Source organism: Pseudomonas sp. S2_F07, assembly GCF_054668325.1.
Genome location: NZ_CP162758.1, coordinates 2764830 through 2784618, shown reverse-complemented (window position 1 = coordinate 2784618; position 19789 = coordinate 2764830). Strand labels below are relative to the sequence as shown.

Sequence of the window (19789 nt, the reverse complement as noted above, 5' to 3'; positions counted from 1 at the left end):
GTGTCTCTGATCGCTTCTGACCACTTCCGCATCGTTGTCGGCCTCGGCAAGAGCGGCATGTCCCTGGTTCGCTTCCTGGCGAACCAGGGCGTGGCGTTTGCCGTGGCCGATACGCGGGAAAATCCACCGGAACTGGCCACGCTCAAGCGTGACTATCCCCACGTGGAAGTGCGTTGTGGCGAGCTGGACGTCGAATTCCTGTGCCGTGCCGACGAGCTCTACGTGAGCCCCGGCCTGGCGCTGGCGACCCCGGCCCTGCAGGCTGCCGCCGCCCGTGGCGTGAAGTTGTCCGGCGACATCGAGCTGTTCGCGCGTAACGCGAAGGCGCCGATCGTGGCCATCAGCGGTTCCAACGCGAAAAGCACCGTCACCACGCTGGTCGGCGAGATGGCGGCTGCGGCCGGCAAACGTGTTGCCGTCGGTGGCAATCTCGGTATCCCGGCGTTGGATTTGCTTAGCGACGACATCGAGTTGTACGTGATGGAGCTGTCGAGTTTCCAGCTGGAAACCACCGATCAGCTCAACGCCGAAGTGGCGACCGTGCTCAACGTCAGCGAAGACCACATGGACCGTTACAGCGGTCTGCCGGCCTACCACCTGGCCAAGCACCGGATCTTCCGGGGTGCCGGGCAGTTCGTGGTCAATCGCCAGGACGCTTTGAGTCGTCCGTTGATGGGCGAGGGCCAGCCGTGCTGGACCTTCGGCCTGAGCAAACCCGATTTCAAAGCCTTCGGCATCCGTGAAGAAGAGGGCGAGAAATACCTGGCCTTCGAATTCCAGAACCTGATGCCGGTGCGCGAATTGAAGATTCGCGGCGCCCACAACCAGTCCAACGCCCTTGCCGCCCTGGCCCTGGGTCATGCGGTCGGCCTGCCGTTCGACGCCATGCTCTCGGCCCTGCGCACCTTCGCCGGTCTCGAGCACCGCTGCCAGTGGGTCCGTGACCTCGACGGCGTGGGCTACTACAACGATTCCAAGGCCACCAACGTCGGTGCCGCGCTGGCGGCCATCGAAGGCCTGGGCGCGGACATTGACGGCAAGGTCGTGCTGATCGCCGGTGGCGACGGCAAGGGTGCCGAGTTCAAGGATCTGCGCGATCCGGTGGCGGCCAACTGCCGTGCCGTGGTCCTGATGGGCCGTGACTCCGACAAGATCGGCGAAGCCATCGGCGATGCCGTACCGCTGATCCGCGCCGGCACCCTGATCGAAGCTATCGAGCAATGCCGCGCCGCAGCCCAGCCGGGCGATGTGGTGTTGCTGTCGCCAGCCTGCGCCAGTTTCGACATGTTCAAGAACTACGAAGACCGTGGCCACCAGTTCGTCCAAGCCGTGGAGGATCTGGCATGAGCCTCAAAGGCATCATCAAGCCGTATCCATCGCCGCTCATCACCGGGCGCGGTATCGACCTCGACTTCCCGATGCTCGCCGGTTGCCTGACGCTGCTCGGCCTGGGGCTGATCATGATCGCCTCGGCATCGACCGAAGTGGCGGCCGTACAGTCGGGCAGCGCCCTGTACTACATGATCCGCCACCTTATTTACGTGGTGTTGGGCCTGGGTGCCTGCATCGTCACCATGATGATCCCGATTGCCACCTGGCAACGCCTGGGCTGGCTGATGCTGCTGGGGGCGTTCGGCTTGCTGGTGATGGTGATCATTCCGGGGATCGGCCGTGAGGTTAACGGCTCGATGCGCTGGATCGGCTTCAGTTTCTTCAACGTCCAGCCTTCCGAGATCGCCAAGGTGTTCGTGGTGATCTACCTCGCCGGTTATCTGGTGCGTCGCCAGAAAGAAGTGCGCGAAAGCTGGATGGGCTTCTTCAAGCCGTTCATCGTGCTGCTGCCGATGGCGGGCCTGCTGCTGATGGAACCGGACTTCGGTGCCACCGTCGTGATGATGGGTGCTGCGGCGGCGATGCTGTTCCTCGGCGGGGTCGGGCTGTTCCGTTTTTCCCTGATGGTGGTCCTGGCCGTCGGCGCGGTGGTGCTGTTGATTCAAATGCAGCCCTATCGAATGGCGCGCCTGACCAACTTTGCCGACCCGTGGGCCGACCAGTTCGGCGCCGGCTATCAGCTGTCCCAGGCCTTGATCGCTTTCGGTCGCGGCGAATGGCTGGGCGTCGGCCTGGGCAACAGCGTGCAGAAGCAGTTCTACCTGCCCGAAGCCCACACTGACTTCGTGTTCTCGGTCCTGGCCGAAGAGCTGGGTGCAGTGGGGTCGTTGTGCACCGTGGCACTGTTCGTCTTCGTGTGTATTCGTGGCATGTACATCGGTTTGTGGGCTGAAAAGGCCAAGCAGTTTTTTGCAGCTTATGTGGCATACGGCCTGTCGTTCCTGTGGATCGGCCAGTTCCTGATCAACATCGGCGTGAATGTCGGTCTGCTGCCGACCAAGGGTCTGACCCTGCCATTCCTCAGTTATGGCGGTAGTTCGTTGGTGATCTGCTGTGCCTGTCTCGGCTTGTTGCTGCGCATCGAGTGGGAAAGTCGAACCCACTTGGGCAGTGAAGAGATGGAGTTCCATGAGAGCGACTTCGCCGAGGAGCCGAACCATGGGCGCTAACGTCATGATCATGGCTGGCGGCACCGGTGGCCACGTGTTCCCGGCGCTGGCCTGTGCCCGCGAATTCCAGGCGCGCGGCTATACCGTGCACTGGCTCGGCACCCCGCGTGGGATCGAGAACGATCTGGTGCCGGCGGCCGGTATCGAACTGCATCGGATCAATGCCAGCGGTCTGCGGGGCAAGGGCAAATTGTCCCTGCTCAAGGCACCGTTCATGTTGCTCAAATCAGTCTGGCAGGCGCGGGCGATCATTCGCCGTCTGCAACCGGTCTGTGTCGTGGGTTTTGGTGGCTTTGTGACCGGTCCTGGCGGCGTCGCGGCAAAACTGGCCGGTGTGCCGGTGATCGTTCACGAACAGAACGCCGTGGCCGGTACCGCCAATCGGTTGCTGGTGCCGTTGGCCGCCCGAGTCTGTGAAGCGTTCCCCGACACCTTTACCCTGTCGGACAGCCGCCGGACCACCGGTAATCCGGTGCGCACCGAGCTGTTCCTCGAAACATCGCGACCTGCCCTGGCCGGTCGCAAGGCGCGTTTGCTGATCCTGGGCGGAAGCCTGGGCGCAGAACCGTTGAACAAATTGCTGCCTGAAGCCCTGTCGCAAGTCGCTGTCGACTTGCGTCCGGAAGTGTTCCATCAGGCCGGCAAAAACCACGATGAAGTGACTGCAGAGCGCTATCGCGCGGCTGGCGTCGAGGCGCAGGTGCAGCCCTTCATCAAAGACATGGCCCAAGCCTACAGCTGGGCCGACCTGGTGGTATGTCGCGCAGGCGCGCTGACCATCAGTGAACTGGCCGCCGCCGGTCTGCCCTCGATGCTGGTGCCTTTGCCTCACGCCATCGACGATCACCAGACCCGCAACGCCGAATATTTGGCCCGTGAAGGCGCAGCCTTCCTGATGCCACAAAGAACGACCGGCGCAGCGGATCTTGCCGCTCGCCTGACAGAGGTCCTGATGCAACCACAACGACTCAACGAAATGGCCGCCGCGGCACGCCGCCTGGCCAAACCCGATGCCACCCGTAACGTGGTCGATAGCTGCCTGGAGGTGGCCCATGGTTGAGAGTCAGAAAGCCATGCCGCAACCGGAAATGCGCCGCATCCGCCGCATCCACTTCGTCGGTATCGGCGGTGTGGGCATGTGCGGGATTGCCGAGGTGCTGCTGAACCTGGGTTATGCCGTGTCCGGCTCTGACCTGAAGGCATCGCCGGTGACCGAGCGTCTGGAGTCCTTCGGTGCGCAGATCTTCATCGGCCACCGCGCCGAGAACGCCGCGGCCGCTGACGTGCTGGTGGTGTCGAGCGCCGTGAACACCTCCAACCCGGAAGTCGCTACCGCGCTGGAACGCCGTATCCCGGTGGTGCCGCGTGCGGAAATGCTGGCCGAACTGATGCGTTATCGCCACGGCATCGCCGTGGCCGGTACCCACGGTAAAACCACCACCACCAGCCTGATCGCTTCGGTGTTCGCCGCCGGTGGCCTGGACCCGACATTCGTGATCGGTGGACGCCTGAACGCCGCGGGCACCAATGCCCAGCTCGGCACCAGCCGCTACCTGATTGCCGAAGCCGACGAAAGCGACGCCAGCTTCCTGCACCTGCAGCCGCTGGTGGCCGTGGTCACCAACATCGACGCCGACCACATGGCGACCTACGACGGTGACTTCAACAAACTGAAGAAAACCTTCGTCGAATTCCTCCACAACCTGCCGTTCTATGGTCTGGCGGTGGTGTGCCTGGACGATCCGGTGGTGCGTGAAATCCTCCCGCAGGTCAAACGCCCGACGGTCACCTATGGTTTCGGCGAAGACTGTGACGTGCGCGCCATCAACGTGCGCCAGCAAGGCATGCAGACCTTCTTCACCGTGCTGCGCCCTGACCGCGAGCCGCTGGATGTTTCGGTCAACATGCCGGGCAACCACAACGTATTGAACGCACTGGCGACCATCTGCATCGCCACCGACGAAGGCGTCAGCGATGAAGCCATCGTCCAGGGCCTGTCCGGGTTCCAGGGTGTCGGCCGCCGCTTCCAGGTCTACGGCGAACTGCCGGTGGAGGGCGGCAATGTGATGCTGGTCGATGACTACGGTCACCACCCGACGGAAGTCGCGGCCGTGATCAAGGCCGTACGCGGTGGCTGGCCGGAGCGCCGCCTGGTGATGGTCTACCAGCCGCACCGTTACAGCCGCACCCGTGACTTGTACGACGATTTCGTCAATGTACTGGCCGACGCCAACGTCCTGCTGCTGATGGAAGTCTATCCGGCCGGCGAAGAGCCGATTCCGGGGGCCGACAGCCGCAAGCTGTGCAACAGCATCCGTCAGCGTGGCCAGCTTGACCCGATCTACATCGAGCGTGGTGTCGACCTCGCGCCAGTGGTCAAGCCACTGTTGCGTGCCGGCGACATCCTGCTGTGCCAGGGCGCCGGCGATATCGGCGGTCTCGCACCAAAACTGTTGAAAAGTGAGTTGTTCGCCGGTGCCGTTGCCGCGCCGGAGAAGGGGAAGTTGAAATGAGTGCTGCCTACGCCAACCTGGTCTCCACGATCGCGCCGAAAGACTTCGGCCGCGTCGCTGTGCTGTTCGGCGGCAAGAGCGCCGAGCGCGAAGTGTCCCTGAAATCCGGCAACGCTGTTCTGGACGCACTGCAAACCGCCGGTGTGGACGCGTTCGGCCTCGACGTGGGCGATGACCTGCTGCAGCGTCTGCAGAGCGAAAAGATCGACCGCGCCTTCATCATCCTCCACGGTCGTGGCGGTGAAGACGGCAGCATGCAGGGCCTGCTCGAATGCCTGGGCATTCCGTACACCGGTAGCGGCATCCTGGCGTCGGCCCTGGCCATGGACAAGCTGCGCACCAAGCAGGTTTGGCACAGCCTGGGCATTCCGACCCCTCGTCACGCAGTCCTTTGCAGCGAGGCCGATTGTATTTCGGCGGCGACGGAACTGGGCTTCCCTTTGATCGTCAAACCGGCCCATGAAGGTTCAAGTATCGGGATGGCCAAAGTGAGTTCCGCGTCCGAATTGATCGACGCATGGAAAGCGGCCAGTACCTACGATTCGCAAGTGTTGGTCGAGCAATGGATTCACGGTCCGGAGTTCACCATCGCCACCCTGCGTGACCAGGTGTTGCCACCGATTGCCCTGGGCACGACGCACAGCTTCTACGACTACGACGCCAAATACATCGCCAACGATACCCAGTACCGCATTCCGTGCGGTCTGGACAGTGCCAAGGAAAAGGAACTCATGGACCTCACGGCGAAAGCCTGTGAAGCGCTGGGTATCGCCGGTTGGGGCAGGGCAGACGTGATGCAGGACGCCGACGGGCAGTTCTGGTTCCTGGAAGTCAACACCGCACCGGGCATGACCGATCACAGCCTGGTGCCGATGGCGGCCCGTGCCGCCGGTCTGGATTTCCAGCAACTGGTCCTGGCCATTCTGGCCGAGAGCGTTGTCGGCAAGACTGCCGGTAACCAAGAGTCAATGAGAGGTTAAGGCCATGCAAGGCGCTCAGCTCAGACATCAGCCCACCGTACCGACCGGCCGCAAGCCGGTACCGCGGGGTGCCAGCCGAATGGTGGCCAAAGAGCCGATGTCCGCGCGCCTGCCGAAAGCCAACTTCGGTTTTCTCAAAGCGTTGTTCTGGCCGGTACTGCTGGTGGCCCTGGGGTTCGGTACTTACGAAGGCGCGACACGGCTGTTGCCGTATGCCGACCGACCGATCACCAAGGTCAACGTGCAGGGCGACTTGAGTTACATCAGCCAGCAAGCGGTGCAGCAACGGATCGCCCCTTACGTGGCGTCGAGCTTCTTCACCATCGACCTGGCGAGCATGCGCACCGAACTTGAAACGATGCCATGGATTGCCCACGCCGAAGTGCGCAGGGTATGGCCGGATCAAGTGGTGATCCGCCTGGAAGAACAACTGCCGGTGGCCCGTTGGGGCGACGAGTCGCTGTTGAACAACCAGGGCCAGGCCTTCACGCCGCGCGAGTTGGCGAACTATGAACACCTGCCACAGCTGTTCGGCCCACTGCGGGCCCAGCAGCAGGTAATGCAGCAATACCAGGTGCTGAGCCAGATGCTCAGGCCGCTGGGCTTCTCGATTGCACGCCTGGAACTGCGTGATCGCGGCAGCTGGTTCCTGACCACCGGCCCCGGCAGCGCGGGTCCCGGGATCGAACTGCTGCTGGGACGCGGCAACCAGGTGGAAAAGATGCGCCGTTTCATCGCCATCTATGACAAGACGCTTAAAGAACAGATTACGAACATTGCGCGCATCGATCTGCGCTACGCCAACGGCCTCGCTGTTGGCTGGCGGGAACCTGTAGCGCCCACGGCAGCCCAACCCGCTGTCGCGAAGAATTAAGAAGAGGCAGGACCCATGGCAAACGTGCAAAGCGGCAAAATGATCGTCGGTCTCGATATCGGCACCTCCAAGGTGGTGGCGCTGGTGGGCGAGGTCGCGGACGACGGCACGCTGGAAATCGTCGGGATCGGTACCCATCCGTCCCGTGGCCTGAAAAAAGGCGTGGTGGTGAACATCGAGTCCACCGTGCAATCGATCCAGCGCGCCATCGAAGAAGCGCAGCTGATGGCTGGTTGCCGCATCCACTCGGCGTTCGTCGGCGTGGCCGGCAATCACATCCGCAGCCTGAACTCCCACGGCATCGTGGCGATTCGTGATCGCGAAGTCAGCTCGGCCGACCTTGAGCGCGTGCTCGACGCTGCCCAGGCCGTGGCGATCCCGGCTGACCAGCGCGTGCTGCACACCCTGCCGCAGGATTACGTGATCGATAACCAGGAAGGCGTTCGCGAGCCTCTGGGCATGTCCGGCGTACGTCTGGAAGCCAAGGTCCACGTGGTCACCTGCGCCGTCAACGCCGCGCAGAACATTGAAAAATGCGTGCGCCGCTGCGGCCTGGAAATCGACGACATCATTCTCGAACAGCTGGCTTCGGCCTATTCGGTACTGACCGATGACGAGAAAGAGCTGGGCGTGTGCCTGGTGGACATCGGTGGCGGCACCACCGACATCGCGATCTTCACCGAAGGCGCGATCCGTCACACCGCAGTGATCCCTATTGCCGGCGACCAGGTGACCAACGACATCGCCATGGCGTTGCGCACTCCGACCCAGTACGCCGAAGAAATCAAGATCCGCTACGCCTGCGCCCTGGCCAAGCTGGCCGGTGCCGGTGAAACCATCAAGGTGCCAAGCGTTGGCGACCGTCCACCGCGCGAACTGTCCCGCCAGGCCCTGGCCGAAGTGGTCGAGCCGCGCTACGACGAACTGTTCACGCTGATCCAGGCCGAACTGCGCCGCAGCGGCTACGAAGACCTGATCCCGGCCGGCATCGTGCTGACCGGCGGTACGGCGAAGATGGAAGGCGCTACCGAACTGGCCGAGGAAATCTTCCACATGCCGGTGCGCCTGGGCGTGCCGCATGGCGTGAAAGGTCTGGATGACGTAGTGCGCAACCCGATCTATTCCACGGGCGTCGGCCTGTTGATGTACGGCCTGCAGAAGCAGTCCGACGGCATCTCGTTCTCGGGCATCGGCAGCCGCGACAGCTACAGCAATGAAGAGCCACAGGCTCCGCTGCTGGACCGCCTGAAGAAGTGGGTCCAGGGCAATTTCTGAAGATTTACCGCAATACCGTTACACCGAAGCACGCAGTAGGCGAAAAAACTAGAGAATTGAAAGGAGAGGGAAAATGTTCGAACTCGTAGACAACATCCCCGCAAGCCCGGTAATCAAAGTTATCGGTGTCGGCGGTGGCGGCGGCAACGCTGTCAACCACATGGTCAAGAGCAACATTGAAGGCGTTGAGTTCATCTGCGCCAACACTGATGCCCAGGCGCTGAAATCCATCGGCGCGCGGACCATCCTGCAACTGGGTACCGGCGTGACCAAAGGCCTGGGAGCCGGCGCCAACCCTGAAGTAGGTCGTCAGGCCGCTCTTGAAGACCGTGAGCGCATTGCCGAAGTCCTGCAGGGCACCAATATGGTGTTCATCACAACCGGCATGGGCGGTGGTACCGGTACCGGTGCTGCGCCGATCATCGCCGAAGTGGCCAAGGAAATGGGGATCCTCACCGTTGCGGTGGTGACCCGTCCGTTCCCGTTCGAAGGCCGCAAGCGCATGCAGATCGCCGACGAAGGCATCCGTCTGCTGTCTGAAAGCGTCGACTCGTTGATCACCATTCCCAACGAGAAGCTGCTGACCATCCTCGGTAAAGACGCAAGCCTGCTGTCGGCTTTCGCCAAGGCCGACGATGTGCTGGCCGGTGCCGTTCGCGGTATCTCCGACATCATCAAGCGTCCGGGCATGATCAACGTCGACTTCGCCGACGTGCGTACCGTGATGAGCGAAATGGGCATGGCAATGATGGGCACTGGCTGCGCCAGCGGTCCGAACCGTGCACGCGAGGCCACCGAAGCGGCCATTCGCAACCCGCTGCTGGAAGACGTGAACCTGCAAGGCGCTCGCGGCATCCTGGTAAACATTACCGCCGGTCCGGATCTGTCCCTGGGCGAGTACTCCGACGTGGGTAGCATCATCGAAGCCTTCGCTTCCGAGCACGCGATGGTCAAGGTCGGTACCGTTATCGATCCGGACATGCGTGACGAGTTGCACGTGACTGTCGTTGCCACAGGTCTGGGCGCTAAAATCGAGAAGCCTGTGAAGGTCATCGACAACACCGTTCACACTTCGATGGCTGCACAGCCACAACAACAGGCCCCTGTTCGTCAGGAAGCTCCAGCGGTGAACTACCGTGACCTGGACCGTCCGACCGTCATGCGCAACCAGGCCCAGGCCGGTGCTGCGACTGCCGCGAAGATGAATCCGCAAGATGACCTGGACTACCTGGACATCCCGGCTTTCCTGCGTCGTCAGGCCGATTGATGGAATGTATCAGGGCTATGAAGGTGATTGGTGTTCAGCAAAGGCTCGGTCTGCTATCATCGCCAGCCTTTGTTGATACCAGTTCGCAATTTGCGCTGAAGCGGCCCAAGCCATGATTAAACAACGCACACTGAAAAATATTATCCGTGCCACAGGTGTAGGCCTGCACTCCGGGGAGAAGGTCTACCTGACCCTCAAGCCTGCGCCTGTCGACACTGGCATTGTGTTTTGTCGCGCTGACCTCGACCCCGTGGTGCAGATTCCTGCCCGCGCGGAAAACGTCGGTGAAACCACTATGTCGACCACGCTGATCAATGGCGACGTCAAAGTGGACACGGTAGAGCACTTGCTCTCGGCCATGGCTGGCCTGGGCATCGATAACGCCTACGTCGAGCTCTCCGCGTCCGAAGTCCCGATCATGGATGGCAGCGCTGGACCTTTCGTATTCCTGATTCAATCGGCAGGCCTGGAAGAACAGGACGCCGCCAAGAAATTCATCCGCATCCTGCGTGAAGTGACAGTGGAAGACGGCGACAAGCGCGCCACTTTCGTCCCTTTCGAAGGGTTCAAGGTGAGCTTCGAGATCGATTTCGATCACCCGGTTTTCCGGGACCGCACCCAAAGTGCAAGCGTGGATTTTTCCAGCACTTCGTTCGTAAAAGAAGTCAGCCGCGCCCGTACTTTCGGTTTCATGAGTGACATCGAGTACCTGCGCAAGCACAACCTCGCACTCGGCGGCAGCGTTGAAAACGCAATCGTGGTCGACGCCGATGGCGTACTGAACGAAGACGGCCTTCGCTATGAAGACGAATTCGTGAAGCACAAGATCCTCGATGCAATTGGCGACCTGTACCTGCTGGGCAATAGCCTGATTGGTGAGTTCAAGGGCTTCAAGTCCGGCCACGCACTGAACAACCAGCTGCTGCGCAAGTTGATTGAGCAGACAGATGCCTGGGAAGTCGTGACGTTCGAAGACGCCAGCACCGCACCAATCTCTTACATGCGCCCGGTTGCGGCGGTGTAAGCAAAAAACCTCTCTAGTTTTTTAAAGGCTGCCTTCGGGTGGCCTTTTTTTATGCCCTGATTTCCATGGTGGCAGTGAAGGCCTCTTCGCGAGCAAGCCCGTTCCCACAGTTGACCGCGTTTCTCTGTGCGGGCTTACCCGCGAAGAGGCCAGTCGATTCAGCATAGAATTCAACTGGCACAAACAACCCGGTTACGCCCCCCTTCCTTGGCCTGATACAGCGCCTTGTCCGCGCTGAACAGCAATTGCTCCAGGTTGATATCACTGGCCGCCGTCCAGGTGGCAATACCGATACTCACGCTCATCGGCGGCTCACCAGGGTCTACTAGTGGCAGTTTCTGCACCGCTTCGCGGATGTGTTCGGCGATTTGCTTCGCGCCTTCACTGCCAGTTTCAGCCAGGACTACTGAAAACTCCTCGCCACCATAACGAGCCACCAGATCCGCCGGGCGATGGACATTGGCGCGGATGACCTCGGCCAACGCCCGCAAGGCTTCGTCGCCGGCCTGATGCCCGTGCCGGTCATTGAAGGCCTTGAAGTGATCGGCATCGATCATCAGCAACGACAACGGCTTGCCGCTGCGCTGCGCGCGAAACCATTCATGGCGCAGGGTCTGGTCAAGGGATCGACGGTTGGCCACGCCCGTCAAGGCATCGGTGGCCGCCAGTTGCGCCAATTCCTGCTCGGCATTTTGGCGCCGTCGCAGCTCGCGGCAGAGTAGCCAGGTCAGCCACAACAGGCCGATGCACAAAACCCCTGTTGCACCGCTGATCGCGTAGGCCGTGCGGTTCCAGGCAGCGAACACTTCGTCGATGGAAAGGGCCACGATGACGGTCAGCGGCAGATTGCCGACCCGGGTAAAGGTGTACAGGCGCCGTTGATGGTCGACACTCGACACGCTTTCAAAGGTGCCACTGCGCTCGCGCAGCATGCGTGCGACGTTGGGGCGGCTGGAGAGGCTTTTACCGATGGTGTTGGGTTCCCGGTACGGTTTCTGTGCCAGGAGGATCCCGTCGTCGTTGATGATGCCCAGCGTACTGCCGTTGCCGATGTCGAGGCTGCTGAACAGCTGATCGAAATAGCTCATGCGCATCGACGCCACCGCGACCCCCAGGAATTCACCCGTGGGCGATGAAATGCGCCGGCTGAAACTGATGCGCCATTCGTCGCTGTCATCGCAGTCGCACCGTGGCTTGAACGGCCGGCTGATAAACATGCCGGTGTCGCGATTGAAGGCATGGGCCAGGAAGTAATCGCGGTCAGCGAAGTTGCCCGGTTTCGGTTCGATCAATGATGAGTCGGCGAGCACGTCGCCGTGCTTGTCCAGCAGCAGGATGTCACCCTTGTAGCGTGTGGTGGTGGAGCGGTCGAACAACACCAGATGACGGATCTGCGGTGCAACCTGTTTAAGGTCGTCCCGTTGGGCGGCGGCAATCAGGCCCTGCAAGGTCAAGTCATAGAGCTCGACCGTACGCAGGACGTCGGCATCGATCAGTTGCGCAATGGTGGTCGCGCTGCGGGTGGCGGTCTGCTGGGCGTTGGCGTGTTCGCGGATCAGCAGGAAAGTGACGATGCACAGGATCGAGATGACTGTCAGGGTGCTGCCCAGGATCACCATGATTTCGGGTCGCCCGGTCGGGCCTTGAAAATGTGCGGTGCGGCTTGCGGTCATAGGGCTGACGTCTGCTAAAGGGACGCTCTAAGCGTAGTTGCATAAACGTAGCAGCCGAGTGAATCCTTCCTGTTGCTCGAACGATTGACCGTTGACGCGGGCGTCAGTGACTTTCGTTGCAGAAATTGTAATTAAGGCTGAGTCGCCACTATAAAAAAAGCCGCTGACAACAGCGGCTTTGGAGACAACTTTTCAAAGGGAAGAGCCGATCAAAAGTGTCGTTGAAAACGGTAGTGATCGGTGCCGGTCAGCTGTCTTTCTCGACCAGCGGCTTGGCCTGGATGCTGGATGCCTGCGGGACTTGGGAGTCTTGCGCAGCCTTGGCCGTCATCTCGATCCGATGCTCTTCGAACGTCGCGGCACGTGCGGCGTTATGCGCGACGAAAGTCTGCGATTCTTCCGCCATCGCCAATGGCGACAGGAACAAAGAGGACAAAACGAAAGCGCTGGCAATACCCATACTGTTGGACATCTTGGAAACCTTCTTGCTTGGCAAGTGCTGTTTGGTGCGGGCAAAGATAAGGATATGAGACGAGGGGAAAAAGAGCGGATTCATGAAAGGACTGTTACAGCAAAAGCAAAGATCGCAGGTATGTCAGACCGGGAGATGGATACCGAAGGTATTCATCCCATGATCGCTGCGCACGAACACATCGCCGCCATGCATCAGCGCAATCGCCTTGACGATGGCCAGCCCCAAGCCGTGATTGTGGCCGCTGTTGCTGCGTGAGGCATCGACCCGGTAGAAACGCTCGAACAGGCGAGGCAGGTGTTCACTGGCAATCGGCGAGCCGGGGTTGGCGATGCCGATGCTGACTTGATGCTCCTGGGCTTCGATCCGCACCTGGATCACCTGCCCGGGCGCGGTGTGCTGTACGGCATTATTCAACAAGTTGATCAATGCCCGGCGCAGATGGGCGATCTCGATCCGCACCTGCGCGTCACCACTGACCTCGACCTGAACCTGAGCGTCCTCGAGAATGAAATCCAGATATTCCAGGGTCGTGGCCACCTCATCGGCCAGCGAGGTCGAGGTGAGTTTGGTCGCCTTGCTGCCCTGATCGGCGCTGGCCAGGAACAGCATGTCGTTGATGATCGAACGCAGTCGCTCCAGCTCTTCGAGGTTCGATTGCAGCACTTCGAAGTAATGCTCGGCGGAGCGTCCGCGGGTCAACGCGACCTGGGTCTGGCCGATCAGGTTGGTCAGTGGCGAGCGCAGTTCGTGGGCGACGTCGGCATTGAACGATTCAAGGCGCGAGTAGGCCTGCTCGACCCGTTCCAGGGTCGAGTTGAACGAGCTGACGAATTGATCGAGTTCCGGCGGTAACGGTGACAATCGCAAGCGTCCCGAGCGCAACGGCGGAGCCAGGCGCTGGGCTTCCTGGGACAGTTTGATCAGCGGCTTGAGCCCGATCCGCGCCACCCAATAACCCAGTGCCGAGGCCAGCAGCACGCCGACAATCGCCAGGCTGATCAGCGCGACCAGCAGGTGATGCTGGGTATGGAAAAACGTTTCGGTGTCGATGGCGATCATAAAGCGCAGCGGCGGGCGCTGATCCTTGGCCGGGAACTCGCTGACCAGCACTTTCAGCGGATACGGGTGGTCCGGCAGATGCATGTCGCGCGTGCCCAGCGGCCCTTGGGCAAAGGCGCGGATCTGCGGGGTCAGGTTGCCGTATTCGTAGCGTGGATCGCCACTGATGATCCAGAAACTGATGCGCTTGTCTTCTTCGCTCAGCAGGTTGAGCTTGTTGTTGATCTTCACCCAGTGCTCGGGCGTGCCGTAACGGCCGACCGTGGATTCGAGCACGCTGTAGCGTGCGTCCAACTCGGCTTCTGGCAGCAGGCCCAGGCCTTTGTCGACCTGCTGGTACAGCGCCCAGCCGATCAGCAGGAACACCAGCAGCGCCACCAGCGTGAACATCCCGCTCAGGCGCAGGGCAATGCTGTTACTGGACACCACGGCTCTCCAGCACATAACCCATGCCGCGAATGGTGTGCAGCAGTTTCTCTTCGAACGGCCCGTCGAGCTTGGCCCGCAGGCGTTTGATCGCGACTTCGACGACGTTGGCGTCGCTGTCGAAATTGATGTCCCAGACCATTTCGGCAATGGCGGTTTTCGAGAGGATTTCACCCTGGCGCCGGGCCAGTACGCTGAGCAGCGAGAACTCCTTGGCGGTCAGGTCCAGGCGTGTACCGGCGCGGGTGGCCTTGCGGCTGATTAAATCTATCCACAGGTCGGCGATGCTCACCTGCACCGGTTCATGGCCGCCGCTGCGGCGGGTCAGTGCTTGCAGGCGCGCCACCAGTTCCAGGAAGGAAAACGGTTTGCCCAGATAGTCATCGGCGCCTTCGCGCAGGCCCTTGATGCGATCTTCCACACGCTCGCGGGCGGTGAGCATGATCACCGGGGTTTGCTTGCGCGCACGTAGGGCGCGCAACACACCGAAGCCGTCGAGGCCCGGCAGCATCACGTCGAGGACGATCACCGCGTAGTCACTCTCCAGCGCCAGGTGCAGGCCTTCCACGCCATCGCGGGCCAGATCCACAGTGAAACCCTGTTCCGTCAGGCCGCGATGCAGATAGTCCGCGGTTTTTTCTTCGTCTTCGATAATCAGAACGCGCATGACCCGCCTCAGTCTGTGGTCGCCAGCACCGGTTCTGGCGCAGGTTCAGGTCGATGGAATAGCCGCTCAAGCCACAAGTATATGACCGGCGTGGTGAACAGCGTCAGCGCCTGGCTCACCAGCAAGCCGCCGACCACCGCGATCCCCAGGGGCTGGCGCAACTCGGCACCGGTGCCATAGCCGAGCATCAGCGGCAGGGCGCCGAGCAGGGCGGCGAGGGTGGTCATGATGATCGGCCGGAACCGCGTGATGCAGGCCTTGAAAATCGCTTCCTCAGGCGACAGCCCGCCATTGCGCTGCGCTTCGAGGGCAAAGTCGATCATCAGGATGCCATTCTTTTTCACGATACCGATCAGCAACACCAGCCCGATCAGCGCCATGATCGAAAAGTCCTGGCCGCAGATCCACAGCATGATCACCGCGCCGAGGCCCGCCGAAGGCAAGGTCGAAATGATCGTCAGCGGGTGCACGAAGCTCTCGTAGAGCACACCGAGAATGATGTACACCGCCAACAGCGCCGCCAGGATCAGCCATGGCTGGCTGGCCAGCGAACTCTGGAACGCCTGGGCCGCGCCCTGGAAATTACCGCTGATGGCGGTCGGCATGCCGATGTCGGCCTTGGCCTGGTTGAGCATGATCACCGCATCGCCCAACGCCACGCCGGGGGCCAGGTTGAACGACAGGTTGGCCGCCGGGAACATCCCGTCATGGGCGATGGACAGCGGGCCGATGGTCGGCGCATCGAACCTGGCCAGGGCCGACAGCGGCACCATTTCCCCGCTCAGGGGCGAGCGCAGGTAGAAGTAGTTGAGGCTTTCGGCCTTGCCGCGCTGTTTGGTGTCCAGTTCCAGAATCACGTTGTACTGATTGATCTGGGTCTGGAATTCATTGACCTGGCGCTGACCGAAGGCATCGTACAGGGCTTCGTCGACGTCGCTGGCGGTGAGGCCGAAACGTGCCGCGGCGCTGCGGTCGATGCTGATGTGGGTGATGCTGCCGCCCAGTTGCAGGTCGTTGGAAATGTCGCGGAACGCCGGGTTGGCGCGCAGTTTTTCCGTCAGGCGCTGGGTCCAGGTGCTGAGGGTCGCACCGTCGTTGCTCTTGAGCACGTATTGGTACTGGGCGCGGCTGGGGCCGGAGCTGAGGTTGATGTCTTGCCCTGCACGCAGGTACAGGACGATGCCCGGGACTTTCATCAGTTGTGGGCGAATCCGGTCGATGAATTCGCTGGCCGAGACGTCGCGATCCCCGCGTTTTTTCAGGGTGATCCAGAAGCGGCCGTTGGCAATGGTCTGGTTGCTGCCCGAGACGCCGACTGAGTGCGAGAAGGTTTCGACAGCGGGGTCGGCGGCAACGATTTCGGCCATCGCCAGGTGTTTTTTCACCATGTCGCCGTAGGAAATATCGGCGGCGGCTTCAGTGGTGCCAAGGACGAAACCGGTGTCCTGGATCGGGAAGAAACCTTTGGGAATGAAGATGTAGCCGGCAACGGCCAGCGCCAGCGACAAAGTGAACACGCCGATCATCATTTTCTGGTGGGCGAGGGCATGGCGCAGACCTTTTTCGTACCACGCCAGCAGACGTTCACCAAAGCCCGGTTTGCTATGAGCGTGATGCACCGGTGCCCGCATGAACAGCGCTGCCAGCGTTGGCGCCAATGTCAGCGAAACCACCACCGAAATCAAAATGGTAGAGGTGGCGGTCAGGGCGAACTCCTTGAACAGTCGGCCGACCACACCGCCCATGAACAGCAGCGGAATGAACGCTGCGACCAGCGAGAAACTGATCGACACCACGGTAAATCCGATCTCGCCGGCACCCTTGATCGCCGCCTCGCGCATGCCGTCGCCGGCCTCGAGATGTCGGTGGATGTTTTCCACCACCACGATCGCATCGTCCACCACAAAGCCCACGGCGACCACGATCGCCACCAGCGTGAGGTTGTTCAGGCTGAAGCCCATGACGTACATCAGCGCAAAGCTGGCGATCAGCGACACACCGAGCACTGCCGACACGATCAGCGTGGCCGACAGTTGGCGCAGGAACAGCGCCATCACCGCCACCACCAGCATCACGGCGATCATCAAGGTGATTTCCACCTCGCGCAGCGAAGCGCGGATGGTCTGGGTGCGGTCGATCAACACCTTGACCTGCACCGAGGCGGGCAACATCGCCTGCAGTGCCGGCAACGCGGCCTGAATGCGATCCACTGTCTCGACGATGTTGGCGCCTGGCTGGCGGAAGATCACCAGGTTCACACCCGGTTGCGAACCCGCCCACGCCTGAACGTAAGCATCTTCCGAGCCGTTGACGACTTTCGCGACATCCTTGAGGTGAACCGGTGCACCATCCTTGTAGGAAACGATCAACTGGCTGTATTCGTCGGGGTGGAACAACTGGTCGTTGGTCGACAGGGTTGAAATGCTCGATTCGCCGTACAGCGCACCCTTGGCCAGATTGAGGCTGGTCTGCTGGATCGCCAGGCGAATGTCCGCGAGGGTCAGGCCGATGGCGGCGAGTTTGTCGGCGGACACCTGGACACGAATCGCCGGACGCTGCTGACCGGTGATGACGACCTGGCCTACACCGTCGACCTGACTGAGCTGACGGGACAACAAGGTTTCCGTCAGGTCGCTGAGCTCAGGGCCAGGCATCAGCGAGGAGTTGACGCTGAGGATCAGCACCGGGCTGTCGGCCGGGTTGACCTTGCGCCAGGTCGGCAGGTTCGGCATGTCCTTGGGCAGTTTGCCCGCGGCGGTGTTGATCGCCGCCTGCACTTCCTGGGCCGCGGTGTCGATGCTCTTGTCGAGGGTGAATTGCAGGGTCAGGTTGGTCGAACCCAGTGCACTGCTTGAGGTCATCTGGGTTACGCCGGGAATGGCACTGAATTGCACTTCAAGGGGCGTGGCCACCGAGGAAGCCATGGTTTCCGGGCTGGCGCCGGGCAGTTGCGCGGCCACCTGGATGGTCGGGAATTCTGCCTCCGGCAACGGCGCTACCGGCAGGCGCGGAAACGCGATGACACCCAGCAGCACCAGGGCGAACGTCAGCAGGACCGTGGCCACCGGGTGGTCGATGCACCAGGCTGAAATCGAACCATGGCCCTTCATTGCGCGGCCTCCGATCGCACCACTTGAGGCGGCTCGGTCAGTACTTGCACAGTAGCGCCGGGCTTGAGCCGCGACTGACCATCGCTGACCAGTACATCACCCGGCTTCACGCCCTTGATGATGTCCTGGCCGCTGCCTTGATAGACCATCTGCACCTGCACGGCTTCGACCTTGTCCCCATTGACCCGGTACACAAAGTGCTGGTCGAGGCCGCGTTGTACGACTGTCGGCGGCACCACCAGCGCATCTTTATCCAGGGCTGTCTGAATCTTTACCGTCACCAGCAGGCCCGGCCAGAGCTTCTGTGCGTCATTGTCGAATTCGGCCTTGGCGCGGATGGTGCCGGTGTTGGCGTTGATCTGGTTGTCGATCAGGGTCAGGTGACCTTCGCCGAGCAGGTTGCCGGTTTCGCCGTCGGTGTCGGCACCGATGTAGGCCTTGACCCGGGCGTGCCGTGGGTCGTTGATCAGACCCTGCAAGGTCGGCAGCATTTGCTGCGGCAGGGAGAATTCCACAGCGATCGGGTCGATCTGGGTCACTGTGAACAGGCCTTGGGTGTCGGTCATGCGCAGGAAGTTGCCTTCGTCGACGGTACGAATGCCGACACGACCGCTGACCGGGGAGCGAATTTGTGTGTAGGAAAGCTGTACCTCGGCGGAGTCAATCGAAGCCTGGTTGCCTTGGGCGGTGGCCTTGAGCTGGTTGACCAGGGCCTGTTGCTGGTCGTAGGTCTGCTTGGACACGCCGTCGTCGACACTCAACAGCTTGTAGCGCTTGAGGTTGACCAGCGCCACTTGCAGTTGCGCCTGGCTTTCGCCCAGTTGTGCCCGGGCCTGGTCGAGGCTGGCGCGGATCGACCGGTCGTCGATGGTGGCCAGCAGGTCACCTTTTTTCACCAGTTGGCCTTCCTTGACCATGATTTTGGTGAGAATGCCGTCGATTTGCGGGCGGACCACGACGCTGTGCAGGGACAGCACCGAGCCGATGCCGCTGACGTAGCGCGGCACGTCTTTTTCGGCGACGGCGACCACGCGCACGGGGATGGCGGTGGGGGTGGCGAGTTTGGCCTTGGCCGGTTTGGTGGCGTACCACAGGCCCAGCGCTGCCAGGACGATCAGAAGGGCGACGAGCAGGGCGGGGTTTTTCTGGATTCGCATGCGAGTGGGGCGCCGGGGCTGGGTGGTCGGTAGGTGGGTAAGGTAGTTTCCTTTATAAACCTGTTTGCTGGTCAGGAGGGTGACGGCTAACTGACGGCGCTGTCAGTTTGCGGTTTGGTTAGGTCTTGGCGGCCTTTGGGCCGACCATGTTGTGGGTGACCGTGTACATATCCGTTTCTTCGGTAACGGCCACCTATGGTTTCGCCCTTACGGCGAGTCCCTTTGGCAAACGCCCCAAAGGAACCAAAGGTCTCGCCCCTTACGTACGGCCCCTCGCTGAGGCTCGGGGTTCCTTCGCTGCGGTATTCATCCGGGGGCATTGCCCTCCGGTCGGCTTCGCTTCGACCTACATGCAATGAGTTCGACTGCGTCGAACGGCGCTGCGCGCCAATCCCCGGATGAACACCTCCGCTCAGCCTCCCGAGGGGGCGGGTGGATCAAGATCAAGAGCTGCAGGCGAGCTAACGCTCGGCCTGTTGAGTGGTGAAGAGCGTCTGTGTACGCCGACCTGCTTTTGCTCTTCTGTGGGAGCGACGGTGCGGCGATCCGACTTGCTCGCGATAGCGGCCGGCCAGCCGACCTGGTTTTTGCAGATGTCCCCAATCTTTGTGGGAGCTGGCTTGCCTGCGATGGCGGCCTGTCAGCCGAGCAGCCCGTCAAGGATGTACACAACTCAAACTGTGGGAGCGAGCCTGCTCCCACAAGGGATCAATCTTGCTTTGAACCGA

Annotated in this window: 15 protein-coding genes; 9 read left to right on the top strand and 6 right to left on the bottom strand. The window is 61.4% G+C overall.

Going from position 1 to position 19789, the window contains the following annotated elements; all coding sequences use genetic code 11:
• The 9 genes from murD (at position 1) to lpxC (ending at position 10494) form a co-directional block, all read left to right on the top strand.
• Positions 1-1347: a UDP-N-acetylmuramoyl-L-alanine--D-glutamate ligase gene (gene murD, locus AB4O40_RS12420; protein WP_460054336.1), complete on the top strand. Its 1347-nt coding sequence runs from the start codon at positions 1-3 to the stop codon at positions 1345-1347.
• A complete protein-coding gene (gene ftsW / locus AB4O40_RS12415) occupies positions 1344-2561 on the top strand; it encodes a putative lipid II flippase FtsW (RefSeq protein ID WP_056726220.1) in 1218 nt (405 codons plus the stop codon). The genes murD and ftsW overlap by 4 nt, the downstream gene beginning before the upstream one ends.
• On the top strand, positions 2551-3621 hold the full coding sequence (murG, locus tag AB4O40_RS12410; protein ID WP_223540972.1) for an undecaprenyldiphospho-muramoylpentapeptide beta-N-acetylglucosaminyltransferase: 1071 nt from the start codon (positions 2551-2553) through the stop codon (positions 3619-3621). Before ftsW ends, murG begins: the two co-directional genes overlap by 11 nt.
• Complete coding sequence (murC, locus tag AB4O40_RS12405) at positions 3614-5074, top strand: UDP-N-acetylmuramate--L-alanine ligase (protein ID WP_056726218.1); 1461 nt, start codon at positions 3614-3616, stop codon at positions 5072-5074. Before murG ends, murC begins: the two co-directional genes overlap by 8 nt.
• Positions 5071-6054, top strand: coding sequence for a D-alanine--D-alanine ligase (locus AB4O40_RS12400; RefSeq protein ID WP_056726217.1), 984 nt, complete (start codon positions 5071-5073; stop codon positions 6052-6054). The genes murC and AB4O40_RS12400 overlap by 4 nt, the downstream gene beginning before the upstream one ends.
• 4 nt (positions 6055-6058) lie before the next feature.
• On the top strand, positions 6059-6928 hold the full coding sequence (locus AB4O40_RS12395; protein ID WP_056726216.1) for a cell division protein FtsQ/DivIB: 870 nt from the start codon (positions 6059-6061) through the stop codon (positions 6926-6928).
• A gap of 15 nt (positions 6929-6943) precedes the next feature.
• The gene (ftsA, locus tag AB4O40_RS12390; protein ID WP_007972611.1) at positions 6944-8203 is read left to right on the top strand and encodes a cell division protein FtsA; all 1260 of its coding nucleotides are present in this window, start codon (positions 6944-6946) and stop codon (positions 8201-8203) included.
• 73 nt (positions 8204-8276) lie between these two features.
• Complete coding sequence (gene ftsZ, locus AB4O40_RS12385; RefSeq protein WP_046041931.1) at positions 8277-9470, top strand: cell division protein FtsZ; 1194 nt, start codon at positions 8277-8279, stop codon at positions 9468-9470.
• A 112-nt stretch (positions 9471-9582) separates the two neighbouring features.
• Positions 9583-10494: a UDP-3-O-acyl-N-acetylglucosamine deacetylase gene (gene lpxC / locus AB4O40_RS12380; RefSeq protein ID WP_007916984.1), complete on the top strand. Its 912-nt coding sequence runs from the start codon at positions 9583-9585 to the stop codon at positions 10492-10494.
• 170 nt (positions 10495-10664) lie between these two features.
• On the opposite strand, the gene AB4O40_RS12375 is transcribed toward lpxC, so the two are convergent.
• From AB4O40_RS12375 to AB4O40_RS12350, 6 genes are all read right to left on the bottom strand, one after another.
• Positions 10665-12167: a sensor domain-containing diguanylate cyclase gene (locus AB4O40_RS12375; protein ID WP_460160153.1), complete on the bottom strand. Its 1503-nt coding sequence runs from the start codon at positions 12165-12167 to the stop codon at positions 10665-10667.
• A 247-nt stretch (positions 12168-12414) separates the two neighbouring features.
• Positions 12415-12639 (bottom strand): hypothetical protein, encoded by a 225-nt coding sequence (locus tag AB4O40_RS12370; RefSeq protein WP_056726214.1) that lies wholly within the window; start codon positions 12637-12639, stop codon positions 12415-12417.
• 123 nt (positions 12640-12762) lie between these two features.
• The gene (locus AB4O40_RS12365; protein WP_056726213.1) at positions 12763-14127 is read right to left on the bottom strand and encodes a heavy metal sensor histidine kinase; all 1365 of its coding nucleotides are present in this window, start codon (positions 14125-14127) and stop codon (positions 12763-12765) included.
• Positions 14117-14794, bottom strand: coding sequence for a heavy metal response regulator transcription factor (locus AB4O40_RS12360; RefSeq protein WP_056726212.1), 678 nt, complete (start codon positions 14792-14794; stop codon positions 14117-14119). The genes AB4O40_RS12365 and AB4O40_RS12360 overlap by 11 nt, the downstream gene beginning before the upstream one ends.
• Before the next feature lie 8 nt (positions 14795-14802).
• Entirely contained in the window at positions 14803-17904 is a 3102-nt protein-coding gene (locus tag AB4O40_RS12355; protein WP_056726211.1) for a multidrug efflux RND transporter permease subunit, read from the bottom strand.
• Complete coding sequence (locus tag AB4O40_RS12350) at positions 17901-19061, bottom strand: efflux RND transporter periplasmic adaptor subunit (protein ID WP_056726210.1); 1161 nt, start codon at positions 19059-19061, stop codon at positions 17901-17903. The genes AB4O40_RS12355 and AB4O40_RS12350 overlap by 4 nt, the downstream gene beginning before the upstream one ends.
• Positions 19062-19789 lie beyond the last annotated feature (728 nt).